Source organism: Streptomyces sp. NPDC006335 (assembly GCF_040612795.1).
In the GTDB taxonomy this organism is placed as follows: Bacteria; Actinomycetota; Actinomycetes; order Streptomycetales; family Streptomycetaceae; genus Streptomyces.
On record NZ_JBEXQX010000013.1, the window covers coordinates 210527 to 224119 of the forward strand.

Consider the following 13593-nt stretch of genomic DNA (forward strand, 5'->3'; position numbering starts at 1 on the left):
CCTCGTGGGCAGCCGGGTCTCCTCGCTCCCCGTGTACGGCCGCGGTCGACGGCCAGGCCGTGGCGCCGCAGATCGTTCACCGCTGCCCGGTGGGAGCGGTGCGCGCCTTCTTCTGGTCGCGGTGGCGACCTTGAGCACCCCGAGCCGCGTTCGCCTCGGACTCGCCGGCCGCGCAGGGGAGCCACCCTTGCCGGAGGCGCGTGCGGGGCGTCGGTCGGCTCGCAGGCAGGGGCGGAGCTCGCGTGGGACGGCGTGCCGACCGCCTTTCAGGGGCGTAGCGTCCCCTTAGGGGCAAGTTCGGCATGAGCGGATGTCGTATCCCAGGGCAGACCGGACCGCCCGGCCGTTCCTGAACTCCCCCGCGATGCTGGAGGTGCCTGGTGACCAGCGCGGGTGATCCGGCCGCCGTCGACAACGACGATCTGGATGCCGTGTTCGCGGAGACGGTGCGCCGAACCGGCGCGTCCATCGGCGCTCTGTACCTGCTCACGCCGGACGAACAGCTGCTGCATCTGAACGTGCTGTGCGGGGCGCCGTCCGAATTCGCCGCACCGTGGGCCAGGATTCCGATGGCCGCCCCGGCACCGGTGGCCGTCGCGGTCCGTGAGAACCGCCTGGTATGGGTGGGGAGCCAGGAAGAGATGGTCCGCGCCTATCCGCGCACCGCGGTGGTGCTTCCCTACCCGTTGGCCCTGGTCGCCGCACCGGTGGTCGACGCCCGGCGCTGGGGATCGCTGCTGCTCATGTGGCCGGCCACCCGTCCGCCGTACATGACCGGACGGGAGCGAGGGCACATCACATCGAGTTGCCGACGTCTGGCCCGTCTGCTGGAGGAAGCCGTCGCGCACGGACAGTCCCCCTCCGGCGACGACCCGCCTCGCGTCGTCCCCGTCGAGCGGGGGCCGGGGGGCCCGGCGATGGCCGCCGCCGACTTCGCGGAGCGCCTGCCCGGCGGAAGCTGCGCACTGAACCTCGAGGGTCAGTTCACCTACCTCAGTTCCGGCGCCTGTGACCTGCTGGGCCTCGAAGCCGGCCGGCTGCTGGGCACCCTGCCGTGGCAGTCCTTGCGCTGGCTTGACGATCCCACCTACGAGGACCGTTACCGAGCCGCGGTGATCAGCCGTGAGCCCGTCTCGTTCACCGCGTGCCGCCCACCGGACCGGTGGCTGGACTTCCATCTCTTCCCGGACGCCAGCGGCATCAGCGTCCGCATCGTTCCCCGCGGCGCGCAGGCTCTGCCTTCGCCGGCGCCCGAGCGCTCCACACGGTCCGTCACACCGGCCGGCACGGGCCGGCTGTACCAACTCACCCACCTGGCCGCGGGCTTGACCGAAGTCGTCGGAGTCCAGGACGTCATCGCCCTGATCGCCGACCAGATCATGCCCGCCTTCGGCGCCCAGGGCCTGGTCGTGTCCACCGCCGAGGCCGGACGACTGCGGATCACCGGCTATCGCGGCTACGACCCCCACATCATCGAGCGCCTCGACGGACTCCCTCTCGGCACCGACTTCACCCCGGCCGGACACGCCCTCGCCAGCGGCATCCCCGCGTTCTTCGCCGACCCGGACGAGATGCTCCGCACCTATCCGGAGGCGCCGCAGGTCAGCGGGAAGCAGGCGTGGGCCTTCCTGCCCATGATCATCTCCGGCAGGCCCGTCGGCTGCTGCGTCCTGTCCTACGACCAACCTCACGCGTTCCCGGCCGAGGAACGCGCCGTCCTGACGTCGATCGCCGGGCTCATCGCCCAGGCCCTCGACCGCGCCCGCCTCTACGACGCCAAACACGAGCTCGCCCACGGCCTTCAGCAGGCACTGCTGCCCCGCGTCCTTCCCCGAGTCGACGCATTGCGCGTAGCCGCCCGCTACCTGCCCGCGACCCAGGGCATGGACATCGGCGGAGACTTCTACGACCTGATCCGCCTCGGTGACACAGCCGCCGCAGCCGTCATCGGTGACGTCCAGGGCCACAACGTCGCCGCCGCCGCCCTGATGGGCCAGGTCCGCACCGGTGTTCACGCGCACGCGGCCCTCGGGACGCCCCCCGACCAGGTCCTCGCCCGAACCAACAGGCTCCTCACCGACCTGGCCCCCGAACTCTTCACCAGTTGCCTCTACGCGCACTTCGACTTCACCCGCCGACGCGTGTGCCTGGCCAGCGCGGGCCACCCGCCACCCCTGCTGCGGTTTCCCGATCGGGTCACCCGACCCGCCGTCGTCGAGCCAGGACCACTCCTGGGAATCGACCCCGACGCCGTCTTTCCCCTGACCGAGATCCCGCTGACTCCGGGGCTGATGCTCGTCTTCTACACCGACGGCCTCGTCGAAACCCCCGGAGTCGATCTCGACGACTCCCTTACCCGCCTCGCGCACCACCTGTCCCAAGCCGACGAGCGGGACCTGGACCTGCTCATCGACGATCTGCTCAGCAAGGCCGACACAGCCGGGCAGCGCACCGACGACGTCGCCATCCTTGTCCTGCACGACGGATCGTGAACCGCTTGTCCTGAGCATCTCTTCGCGAGCCTCGACCGTGCCGACTGCCTCCGCGCCTCACCGCGCTCCGGTCCAGCACAGACACTCGGTTGTCACGCCGCCCCCGAGAACCCTGCCGCGGGCAGCGGAGTGCCGCGGGGCGAGAGCATCGACCGTCTGCACGGTGAGCCTGAAGCCACCGACGATGCGGCCCGGGGCGCAATCGGGCTGTGGCCGAGGGGGCTGACGACCGAAGTGGATCATCCGACGCCGACTCGAAGGGGCCCGCAACGACCTGGCCGCGCCACCCTTCAGTACCGCACGATCGAGTCCGTCGCCCGCTCCTGGGGCTTCACCAGCGCCGCGTATTTCTCCCGCCGGTTCCGCGAGACCTACGGCACGACTCCCGGAGAATGGCGCCGACTGTCCAACACGGCAACGACACCTTCCGCCGCGACCGGGCGAAGCCGTCCCACCCCATGAACTCCGCACCCGTCGGACACAGTCATCACCCGGTGACGCCGTCAACTTCCTCGCCCGCTACGCCTTCACCCGCCGACCGCACCGGGCCTGCGGCGACGGCTCGACCCGCACCGCGACGACGACACCGATGACGGCGAGGACGAGTAGCCGCAGCCCTGGCCGTGGCATCGGGAACGAAGGGCTGATCCGGGCTCGCGGGCGACGGGCGCCGCCGCGGAAGCATCCTGGCCGTGGTCACTGCGGTGGCGAGGATGAGCGCGGCGGCGAGGCAGAAGGCGTTGCGGGCGCCGGTGAGCGCGGCGACGGCCGGGTTGGGGTCGCCGGGCGCGGCGGTATGGAAGAAGAGGCTGCCGAGCAGGGTGACGCCGAGCGTGCCGCCGAGTTGCTGCACCGCGTTGAGCAGGCCGGCCGCGGAACCCGCCTCGTGTGGGCGGACTCGGCGTAGGGCGATGGTGAAGAACGGCACGGCGTACAAGCCCTGACCGATCCCGGCCACGGCCAGCGCGGGCAGCAGCAGCCAGGGGTACGAGGCGGGCGGGCCGGTGGCGTACACGGCGGCGGCCGATACGACTCCGGCGAGCAGGACCAGCAGGCCGACGCTCATGACCCGAGCGCCGTAGCGGGGTACGAGCCAGACGCCGGCGACCCAGGACGACAGCGCCATGGTCGCCGACCACGGCAGCAGCGTGAAGCCGGCCGAGAGGACGTCGCGGTGCAGGCCCAGTTGCATCTGTAGCACGACCACCAGCATCAGGCCGCCCACCACAGAGAAGAACAGCACGCTGGACACCAGCGCGGCGGTGAAGCCGCGGTCCACGAAGAGGCCCGGCTCGATGAGCGGACTGCGGCCTCCGCGGGCCCGCCGCCGTTGATGTAGTGCGAAGCCCACCAGCACCGCCCCGCCGGCGGCGAGCATGGCCCGGGACCAACCTGGCCAGCCATGTGCGCCGCCCTGGATAAGCGGGTAGACCAGCAGGCTGATGCCCAGGACCGCCAGCGCCGTGCCGATGTGGTCCAGCCGCGGTCGAAGCGCGGAACGGTCCTCGGGCAGCAGTGGCGTGGCCGCCAGCACGGCGGCGCCGAGGGGGACGTTGACGAGGAAGACCGCGCGCCAGGAGGAACCCAGCACATCCGCTTGGGTCAGCGCGCCGCCGACCATCGGGCCGGTCACCGCGGCGAGCCCCATGACCGGCCCGATGGTGCCCATGGCTCGGGCCAGTGCTGGGCCGGTGAACATGGCGCGGATCATGCCGATGGTCTGCGGGATGATCAGCGCGGCCGCGGCACCCTGCACCGCCCGCAGGACGATCAGCGCCGTGGTGGACGGTGCGAGCGCGCACCCCAGCGAGGCCAGGACGAAGCCGGCCGTGCCGACGCGGAACACCCGCCGTCGTCCGACGATGTCGCCCAGCCGCCCGCCGGTGATGAGGAAGACGGCGAAGGGCAAGGTGTACGCGGCACTGAACCACTGGATGGTGGAGGCCGGACCACCCAGATCGGCGCGGATCACGGGGGCGGCGACGGTCATGATGGTGGCGTCGAGGAGGTTCATGGCCTCGGCCACCAGCAACACGGCGAGTGCGGCCCAGCGTTGCTGCGGCGGCGGGATGATGGAGTGCGACATGTGCCCGAGAGTGCGCGCCGTCGCCAGGGCACCTCCACTTTGAGCGGCTGGATTGCTGAATCATTCCATCGGAATGTCCGTGGTGCATGATTTTCACATGCTGGACGACATCGACCGTGGTCTCATCCACGCCCTGCGCATCGACGGGCGGGCGCCGTTCAGCGCGATCGCCGAAGTCCTCGACGTCTCGGCGCAGACGGTCTCCCGCCGCTACCGGCGGCTGTGCGCAGACGCTGCGCTGCGGGTGGTCGGCCTGGCCGAGGCGCAGCGCAACGACCGCACCCAGTGGCTGCTGCGACTGACCACGGGGCCGCGCGCCGCCCAGGACCTCGCCGACGCGCTGGCCCGCCGCGCCGACACCTCCTGGGTCAAGCTCGCTTCGGGCGGCACCGAGATCGTCGCGATCGTGCACACCTCCACCGCCGACGGGCCCGCCGGGCACGCGCTGCTGTTGCACGACATCCCGCGCACGGCCGGGGTCACCGCGGTCTCCGCACATTGCGTGCTGCACACCTACCTGGGTGGACGCACCGCCTGGTCCGGCCATCAACAGGCCCTCGACGCCGCGCAGCAGCGACGATTGCGCACCGCCGTAGCTGAGGCGGCGTCCGTCACCGCGGCTCCTGGGGTGCGGGCGGCCCTTGGCCCGGCCGATTCCGATCTGCTCACTGCCCTCCAGCGTGACGGTCGGGCGAGCCTGAGCAGCCTTGGCGCGGCCACCGGCTGGTCGCCCGCCACCGTCGCGCGCCGGCTGGAACAACTGCGGGCGAGCGGCCAGCTGTTCTTCGACGTCGAACTCGACTCCACCCTGCTGGGCGGCACCATGCAGGCACTCCTGTGGATGAGCGTCGCCCCCGCCCAACTCGACCAGGTCGCCAGTACCCTGGCCCGGCACCCCGAGCTGGCCTTCGTGGCCGCCGTCACGGGCCCCCACAATCTCACCGCTCTCGCCCTGTGCCCCGACCCTGCGGCGCTGCACCGCTACCTCACCGAACGCCTTGGCAGCCTGAAGGCGATCCGCACCCTGGAGACGGCGCCCGTGTTACGCACGATCAAGATGGCCGGACCGCTCCCGGCCATCGGCAAGCCGCCCGTGCGACGCCGCTGACGCGCGCCGGACGACCCGCGGCACTCGGCCTCGACCGCCCCGTTGGCCTCCGATCATGGTGGAGGGCAAGCGAGTGATCTTCCGGGTGGCCATCGGCAGGGGAACGAGGAGCTTCTGCCTGCGGCCCATGGCCGAGAGGGCACTTGAGATGTCGACCCCGCTGTCGAATGACCGTCGGGTCGCTAGAAGGCTTGCCGCAGCACCTGGTCACAGATGGCGTTGTCCATCGCGAGCCGGCTGCCGGTGCCCTCGGGGGAGGGTCCCGCGGTGTCCGTCCGGAAGGGCGGCTCAAGTCCTGGCGCGGATTCAGATCGAGACGGGCGCGTGGTCCTCGGAGTAGCGGGCGCCGAAGCCGTCGTGCGGCAGGGTCTCGTCGGTCGTGGCGAGGTCGGTCCCGCCGATCCCCGGCGCCCGCAGCGCCGAGCGCATCGAGCAGAACGCCGGCGCCGTCGACGTCCCTCTGACGGCCACGTCGCCGGGCTTGACCCCGGCCTCGACGTTGTTCTCGAAGTTGTCGGGCTGCCAGCCGGGGGGAGACATCGCGCACGTCGGTGCCACCGTATGCGTCGGCGGGCTCGGCGGGACGGGAGATCAGTGGGACAGCCCCATCGGCCTTCTCATCTGCACGGTGCCTGGCGTCCTCCGGCACGCGTTCTCATGGGAGTGCCGTCTGTCATCGGGCCGTAGCGCCTTCAGGTCGGCCCGCCCGAGCGTCGATCGAGGCCGCACCGACGGAGCTGACCCGCACCGTGCGCCCCGATCGCCGCAGAGACGGCAGCCGCCACTCGGAAGCGCGCAGGACCGCCACGCGCCTGGCGCCCGGACCCGGCTCCTGCCCGTGTGCCTGCCCTGGCCCCGCTCGCGACCGGCTGCCGACTTGCTCCGGTGTGCTACACAGGGAGTAACCAAAGGGGCATTTTGCAGCAGCTCACGCTCGGAATCATGTCGCAGACCCGCAAGGAAAACGAGCATCGTCTGCCCGTTCACCCCGCTCATTTCGACCGCATCGACGCCGGTCTCCGCGAGCGCATCTACCTCCAGGAGAACTACGGAGAACATTTCGGCGTGCCGGACAGCCGGCTCGCCCCGCTCGTCGCCGGCTTTCGCACCCGCGAGGAACTCATCGCCGACTGCGATGTCATCCTGCTGGCCAAACCACTCCACGAAGACCTGGCGGAACTGCGCGAGGGCCAGGTCCTGTGGGGCTGGCCGCACTGCGTCCAGGACGAAAGGCTCACCCAGACGGCCATCGACCGGCAGCTGACCCTGATCGCCTTCGAAGCGATGAACCACTGGACCCGCAGCGGCGCCTTCAACCTGCACGTCTTCCACAAGAACAACGAGCTGGCCGGGTACTCCTCGGTCCTGCACGCCATGCAACTGACCGGCGTGACGGGCGACTACGGGCGGCGGCAGCGCGCGGTCGTCATCGGCTTCGGCGCGACCGCCCGCGGCGCGGTGACCGCGCTCAGCGCCCTGGGCGTGCACGACGTCGACGTGCTCACCGCGCGTGGCGTCACCGCCGTCAGCTCCCCCATCCACTCCGCGCGGATCGTCCACTTCGACCATGACAAGGCCGACGACACCCTCGACCCGCGACGCAGTGTCGCCCTCACCGAGGACGGCCCGCTGCCGCTGGCCGAGTTCCTCGCCGGGCACGACATCATCGTCAACTGCGTGCTGCAGGACACCGACGCGCCGCTGATGTTTTTGATAGAGGAAGACCTGCCCAAGCTGGCCCCCGGCACCCTGGTCATCGACGTCTCCTGCGACGAGGGCATGGGCTTCGACTGGGCTCGGCCCACCACCTTCACCGACCCGATGTTCACCGTCGGCGACCACGTCAGGTACTACGCGGTGGACCACAGCCCCTCCTACCTGTGGAACTCCGCGACCTGGGAGAACAGCGAGGCCCTCCTGCCGTATCTGGACGTCGTGCTCCAGGGTCCCGACGGCTGGGACTCCGACGACACGATCCGGCACGCCATCGAAATCCGCCGTGGCGTCGTCCAAAACCCCAAGGTGCTCGCCTTCCAGCACCGCACCGCGGAGTACCCGCACGCCCACGAGGAGACCCGGACGACGTCACGGCCGTAGCGGGGCGGGGCATCCGGAGTTCAGCCGTCCTCCGGCCCCTGTCCCGAGCCGCCGCGCGGCGGGGGCCTTGCGGAGTAGCTCGAATCCGGCTCGTCCGACGGAAGGGGATGCCGGATCCGGGCTCGCGTCCTGTGGCGCCGCAGAGCTGATCCGCCGACTGTCGGGACCGGGTCTGGCCGTTCATCGTCCAGCGGCGCTTCCTGTGCGTCGTGCCGGATTCGCGGAGCGCCACAGCTCTCAGGCGTGCAGCCGGTCGACGTCCGGTGTTTCGGCCCGCGTCAACGCGATGCCGCTTGCGAACAGACGCGGTTGTGACACGGGCAGGAGTACGGTGGACAGGACGAGGGTTTTCCGTATGCCGGAACTGGCACCGGCCCGCGCCGTCGCCTCGTGCTCGGGTCCACCGGCCCACCTCTCTTCCGCAGCACACCACCCATCCTCACAGTGCAGCCCGTGAGCCCCGCCGCGCCATCCGCATCCAGGCCGAGCAGTCACGTACGCCGCTCAGACCGACCACGTCTACGACGGTCACACCGTCGGCCACCGTCCCGCTTGCCCAGGTCTACGACAGGGGCGTCCCCCTTCCCAGCGTTGTGCCTCCTCGCCTTCGCCCTGGTCTCGTTCGGCGAGAGCCGGCACAACCGCCACCACGCCGACCCCACCAGCGCCCGCCACGGCGTCGACCGCGGTCGGCTCGACGATCGGCAGCCGTCGTCCGCCTCCTCGAGAGCCTCGGCTGGACGCACGACGTGCGTCGGCCGAGTCCGGTCCGCGCCGCCGTCCACCGCGCCTGACATCGACCATTCGTCCATGTACAGCAGTTGGCAGGAGATCTCATGACCACGGCACTACAACCCCCGCTTCCCTCCCATCCCCTCCTGCGCCTGCGCCTGGCCCCGCGCGGCGGCATGCCACGCCCCATCGATGGAGCGTGGTGGCCCCGTTCGTACGACCTGCTCGCCGAACTCCCCCGGCTGCTCGCCGGGTTGCCGCGCGCGTGGGGCCATATCACCAGCGTCACGGTCAACGGGGCGACCTGGTCCGCGGTGCCCGGCCGGATCCTCGTCTCCAACCAGGTCGTTCAGCTGCACCGGACCCTCACAGCATCTGCCGCGCACACCATCGTCCTTCTCGCGCCGGGCCAAGGACGCTGGGACCTGATGGTCGTGCCACCGGACACGCCCGAGGAGGCCGCGGAACCGCTCATGGCGGCCGGGGCGATCGGTCAGGCGCGAGAAGCTGTGCAGAAGCCTCGATGTTGATCTCGTGGTCCGGGCACGGTCCGGTGGGGACTGCGCTGTCCCATCATGGACAGCGAGGCCGATGCTGTACACGACAGTTTGTCGACGGGCGGGTGCACCAGCCCGACAACTGGGACGGTAAAAGGGAATGACCGCCACCCTGGGGTTGGCGAAGACGGCGTCGGCCTGCGCGCGGATTCGCGCCCTTTCCTCCGAGGCGAGCCGTCGCGGAACGGTCCCGAGGGCCGTTTGGGGCGAGCGGGACTCAGCCCCGACGCAAGACGGCCATGAGGACTGGGGCCGGGGCCACAAGCGGCTCCCCCCGCGGGAGACGGCTCCGGTCCGCCCTGGGGCACCTGCCCCAGACCCAAGGATTCGAACGTCCGCTTACTGACCGTCGTGCAGTTTTCCGCAGGGGTGCGTCTCCGCGCCGTCGAGGGCGGAGGGTCTGGGCCGCCGAAACCGTGGAACCCGGGCATCGGCTTCGCGGTTCGGAACAGAGCCACGGGCCGACGTGCTCGTGCGACTGACGATGGTCGCGCGAGCGCGTGTTGCCGCGTTGACGTGACCGTGTCGCTCACCAGGGTGGGCTCGTTGCTGGTCCTTCCACGGTGCGTGCACGCGTCGGCGACTCGCGCAGACCGGGCCGCGCGTTCCAGTGAACCGGGCCGGTGCAGGCGCCTTGATTGCCCCGAAACTGTTTGCAGGTGTGGGTTCGCGGAACCCGGACTGTGGGCCTCACGGTTCAGCTGAACCGTGAATCGCCTCCTTCAGTCGTGGGACCGGGTGGCACCCGGTCCCACGAGCACGTCACGGAACGAATCCCGCGAGGCCGCACTCGCGGAGTGGATGCTCATTGTCAGCGCAGACAGGTGAGTGCCAGACGGATCCCCTGGGAGCCCGTCCGGATCCGGACCGGCCGGGGCGCCTGCTCCGGGGACTGCAATGGCTGCCCGCCACCGTCTTCGCGAGCTCGCCGGTCCACTGCCGCCTCGACTGACCGGCGTCAAATCCTGGGGGCTCCCCGGTCGGTACCGGTGTCCATGAGGATCTGTTCGGCTCGCGTGATGTTGTCGGCGCGGACGGCTTCGGCCATCGCGGGCGTGCCGCCTCGGGCGTCGCGTGCGGCGGGATGACGAGGAGGGTGAAGTAGTCCTGATCGCCCCTGGTGACGAGGACGGTGTCGTCGCCGATCGGGTAGGAGTCGATGCCGACGACGCGGTCGTCGACCAGCAGTCGCGTCGGCAGCGCGTCCCGGGCTCCGGCGTCCAGGCCGACGCGCGTGAGCGGCCCGAGGTACTCGATCAGTGCGGAGACCAGGGCGGGAAACTCGGCTGCGCTGTCACGCGAGCACGGCCACCACGCCCCGTCGAGAACGCCCCGCCGGTCATGCGTGGTCCGCAGCCGTACGACCGCCGTCCGCGGCTGCACCGCCTGGTGGACGGCGTCCGGCAAGAGCCTGGTCACACGCGGAGAACCGGAGTCGGGCCGCAGTAGGGTGGAAGATCCAGTCCACGGATCCTATGCGGGAACAACGAGGTCGTCATGCAGCCCCAGGAAACTCCCCCCGACGGACACGCCGACGTACGTATCGTCGCCGCCTCCCCCGACGTCGCCCGCCAGGTCGCGGAGGTACTCCGTCACTGCTTCGCCACCACAGAACAGCGCAGCTACCCCGCGGACGCCGAGGGAGGGACCCGCCTCGAGCTCATCGTGGACACCACCAGCGCGGCAGAACCGGCGCGGTCCTGGCTGGAGACCAGCCGATCCTCGGGCAAGGACACCGGCCGGAAGTGAGCGGATCTCCGGTAGCGGTCCGTTCGGCCTGTTCGGGGAGTAGCGTGAACCCATCGGGAGCACTTCGCGCACCGGCCCCGATACCGGTGTCGTTCCTGGTGAGCAACGGCACCGGGCGACTGCTCACGCGCAGGGGTTCGGAGACGGGTTCACACGATGTCCGCGATCACCCACCATCCCTCGCCGCGCACCGTGCCCTTCAGGGCGCCCTCCGCACGCCTCGCCCTCAAATCCGTGGGCCCCTCCCCGGGGCAGGTCGAGCTGGACGGCGCCTGGTGGCCCCGCTCCCGTGACCTGAGTGACGAACTGCCGGCGCTGGCCGACATACTCGACCCTCTGTGGGGGCGAATCACCCGTATCGCCGTCAACCCCCGCCACTGGCCGATCATCCCGCAACGAATCTTCGTCAACGGCCATGTGGTCAAGGTCGGTTGGTTCACCACGGAACTGGACCCGCACAAGATCCTGCTGCTGTCCGGAACGTCGGGCCGCTGGGACCTCCTGGTGATACCTCCGGAGGTCAGCGCCCCGTCGGCCGCCCGGCTGATGGCCGCCGCGAGCGCGAGCACCACCGCGCAGTCGACCGCGACCGCTCTCCTGACGGCGGAACTGGTCGACACCCCCTCATCGGCCGACACCGACACCGGACGGCCCGACCAGCCGGCGGCGGAGATGCGGTCGTATGCGCCGCCGCCCCGGCCGTGACGAGGAGGCCCGGACGCGTGGGCACCGCGTTGACACGGACCGGCGCGGGACGCGGAAAGGCCGCCGGGTGCCGGGCCATGCACCTGCGGAACACACGGCGAAGCACTCCGGGATTCCGCCTCACCCGGTCCCCGCGAGAACCCCCCACCGGACAACAGCAGGGCCCGCCATGACCGTTGCACGGAGCATCAGGAACCAGGCGCAGACGATGAAGGGCAGGATCACGCAAGAGCTCGGCCGAGTCACCCGCAACAGGCGACCGCAACGCCGAGGCAGGAACGACCGCGTCTCCGGAAGCCTGAAACAGGCCGCGGAGAAGACCACGAACGCTTTCAGGCGGAACGGAAGTGGCCCCCGATGATGTACGACCAGACACGCGCCCGGCAGCCGGCCGACCAGACTCCAGGCACGGCCGGACGTCGCAGCCCGAGCCCGGAGCCGCTGCTCCCGTCGGACGAAAAGGACAAGATCGTCCACCGCCTCCGGCACGCCCTCAACACCTTCGCCGACACCCCGCTCGAGGCGCTGGACGAGGCCGAGAGCGCCTACGACGAAGCCACCACACAGCTCGTGAACGCCCTCGCGGAACGACGGCGTCTCCTGCGCGCCGGCTGGCAGGACCAGAAGCCCGACGCGCAGTCCGACGAACTCAGGCACGCGCTGAGGCAGTACCGGGAGATCACCCAGAGACTGCTCAACATCTAGGGATCCACTACTCCGCGTCGCGGCCGGGCGCGGAGCAGTGTCGGCAGTACCGAGGGCATTTCACACACCGGCTTCCACGCCGGGTCGTCCCCGGCGAAAGATGAAACCCGGGCCGCCGCAGAGGCGGCCCGGAGACGGGTCCGCATCATGTCGGCGACCTTGCCCCCAACCCTGCCGCACCCCGAGCCCGTCAAAACCCCGGCCGCGCGTCTCGCCCTGAAGACGGACGGCGCCCCCCGTGGACTCCTCGACGGTGCCTGGTGGCCCCGCTCCCGGGATCTGCTGAGCGAACTGCCCGCGCTGACAAACGTGTTGGACCCCTTGTGGGGCCGCATCACACGCATCGCCGTCAACCCGAAGTACTGGCCCTTCATCCCGAGCCAGGTTCCCGTGGACGGCCACATCGTCAAGGTCGGCTGGTTCACCCCTAAACTCGACCCGCACAGGCTGCTGCTGCTCTCCTACGGCACCGGCCGCTGAGACGTGCTGGTCATCCTCCCCGAAACCGAAGCGGAGCCGGCGGCCCGGCTGATGGCTGCCGCGTCCGACCACGACGACCCGCCCCTGACCGCGAGCGCGCTCATCGCCGCTGACGAGACCCGGCACGGCGTCACCGCGACCTACGAGCAACTGGACCCGGACGAGGCATGGGCCTGCGACACCCACGGCCGCCACGACGTTGTCGGGCACCTCGCCGAGCGCGTCCACCGCACCATCGGACCGGCGGCCACCACCACCCACGCGTTCAGCGTCGCCGGACCCTCGATCGCGGCACGCAGCACGCCCGCCTCGGCGGTCGCCGTGCCCAACGTCAGGTACACCAGCGGTTCGTGGTGTTCGGTGACCCACGACGGCAGCACGCCGGGCTCGGAGAACGGCACCGGCCGCAGCTCGATCCGCCGCACGGGGCCGGCCATGAACTCCGGGTCCCGCACCGACGGCGGACAGATGTCGAGGTACGGGTGGCCGAGTATCCGGTTCGGACGCGTCGGCGCCGAGGTTCGCGGCCAGTCCTGCGCCGGGTTGCCCACCTCCTGCACGATCAGGTCGGGCTTGCGGTCGGCGATGATCGGCTTGAGGTCGGCGGAGATGCGGCGTGGCAGCAACGAGCCGAAGGCGAGCGCGAATTGCTCTGACGCGATGTCGTGCGCCTGATCGAGGGGCAGGGCCTCGTGGCCGAGCTCGCGGGTTGCGATCGCCAGCGGCACCAACGGGTGCCGCTGCGTCATTGCGGAACTGGACCGCCCCTTGCCGAAAGCGGGTCGAACCTGGGGCGGCTGACATCGCCACGTCGCCCTTGTCTCCGCCGCGCACGCCTTTTGCGCTGGCGCCCCACCCGTCAGGAGACGAAGGCATACCGGG

11 protein-coding genes and 3 pseudogenes are annotated in these 13593 nt (G+C 70.6%); 10 read left to right on the forward strand and 4 right to left on the reverse strand.

Features of this window, described 5'->3' with window-relative positions; translation table 11 throughout:
* Positions 1-380: 380 nt before the first annotated feature.
* Both ABZ098_RS31225 and ABZ098_RS31230 read left to right on the forward strand, forming a co-directional pair.
* Positions 381-2492 (forward strand): SpoIIE family protein phosphatase, encoded by a 2112-nt coding sequence (locus tag ABZ098_RS31225; protein ID WP_356596818.1) that lies wholly within the window; start codon positions 381-383, stop codon positions 2490-2492.
* 234 nt (positions 2493-2726) lie between these two features.
* Positions 2727-2954, forward strand: a complete 228-nt coding sequence (locus tag ABZ098_RS31230) for an AraC family transcriptional regulator (RefSeq protein WP_356596820.1) — start codon at positions 2727-2729, stop codon at positions 2952-2954.
* 25 nt (positions 2955-2979) lie between these two features.
* Here the strand turns inward: ABZ098_RS31230 and ABZ098_RS31235 are convergent, their stop codons facing one another.
* A complete protein-coding gene (locus tag ABZ098_RS31235) occupies positions 2980-4578 on the reverse strand; it encodes an MFS transporter (protein ID WP_356596822.1) in 1599 nt (532 codons plus the stop codon).
* Between the two features lie 97 nt (positions 4579-4675).
* Between ABZ098_RS31235 and ABZ098_RS31240 the strand changes: the two genes are divergently transcribed.
* Positions 4676-5686: an AsnC family transcriptional regulator gene (locus ABZ098_RS31240; RefSeq protein ID WP_356596824.1), complete on the forward strand. Its 1011-nt coding sequence runs from the start codon at positions 4676-4678 to the stop codon at positions 5684-5686.
* A gap of 306 nt (positions 5687-5992) precedes the next feature.
* Here ABZ098_RS31240 and ABZ098_RS31245 read toward each other — a convergent pair whose 3' ends face one another.
* Positions 5993-6226, reverse strand: coding sequence for a hypothetical protein (locus tag ABZ098_RS31245; protein ID WP_356596826.1), 234 nt, complete (start codon positions 6224-6226; stop codon positions 5993-5995).
* Between the two features lie 378 nt (positions 6227-6604).
* Between ABZ098_RS31245 and ABZ098_RS31250 the strand changes: the two genes are divergently transcribed.
* The 3 genes and pseudogenes from ABZ098_RS31250 (at position 6605) to ABZ098_RS31260 (ending at position 9045) form a co-directional block, all read left to right on the forward strand.
* Complete coding sequence (locus tag ABZ098_RS31250) at positions 6605-7783, forward strand: N(5)-(carboxyethyl)ornithine synthase (protein WP_356596828.1); 1179 nt, start codon at positions 6605-6607, stop codon at positions 7781-7783.
* A gap of 609 nt (positions 7784-8392) precedes the next feature.
* Positions 8393-8577, forward strand: a pseudogene (locus ABZ098_RS31255) (acyl-CoA desaturase); the annotation flags it as partial.
* Positions 8578-8619: 42 nt separating this feature from the next.
* The gene (locus ABZ098_RS31260) at positions 8620-9045 is read left to right on the forward strand and encodes a DUF5994 family protein (protein ID WP_356596830.1); all 426 of its coding nucleotides are present in this window, start codon (positions 8620-8622) and stop codon (positions 9043-9045) included.
* Positions 9046-10030: 985 nt separating this feature from the next.
* Here ABZ098_RS31260 and ABZ098_RS31265 read toward each other — a convergent pair.
* Positions 10031-10518: pseudogene (locus tag ABZ098_RS31265) on the reverse strand (DUF5994 family protein).
* A gap of 51 nt (positions 10519-10569) precedes the next feature.
* Between ABZ098_RS31265 and ABZ098_RS31270 the strand changes: the two are divergent.
* The 4 genes and pseudogenes from ABZ098_RS31270 to ABZ098_RS31285 form a co-directional block, all read left to right on the forward strand.
* Positions 10570-10821, forward strand: a complete 252-nt coding sequence (locus ABZ098_RS31270) for a hypothetical protein (protein WP_356596832.1) — start codon at positions 10570-10572, stop codon at positions 10819-10821.
* A 156-nt stretch (positions 10822-10977) separates the two neighbouring features.
* Positions 10978-11526: a DUF5994 family protein gene (locus ABZ098_RS31275; protein ID WP_356596834.1), complete on the forward strand. Its 549-nt coding sequence runs from the start codon at positions 10978-10980 to the stop codon at positions 11524-11526.
* Positions 11527-11883: 357 nt separating this feature from the next.
* Positions 11884-12231 (forward strand): hypothetical protein, encoded by a 348-nt coding sequence (locus ABZ098_RS31280; protein WP_356596836.1) that lies wholly within the window; start codon positions 11884-11886, stop codon positions 12229-12231.
* Positions 12232-12378: 147 nt separating this feature from the next.
* Positions 12379-12882 (forward strand): annotated as a pseudogene (locus tag ABZ098_RS31285) (DUF5994 family protein); the annotation flags it as partial.
* Here ABZ098_RS31285 and ABZ098_RS31290 read toward each other — a convergent pair.
* On the reverse strand, positions 12852-13460 hold the full coding sequence (locus tag ABZ098_RS31290) for a hypothetical protein (protein ID WP_356596913.1): 609 nt from the start codon (positions 13458-13460) through the stop codon (positions 12852-12854). The pseudogene ABZ098_RS31285 and the gene ABZ098_RS31290 sit on opposite strands and share 31 nt — an antisense overlap.
* Positions 13461-13593: the final 133 nt, after the last annotated feature.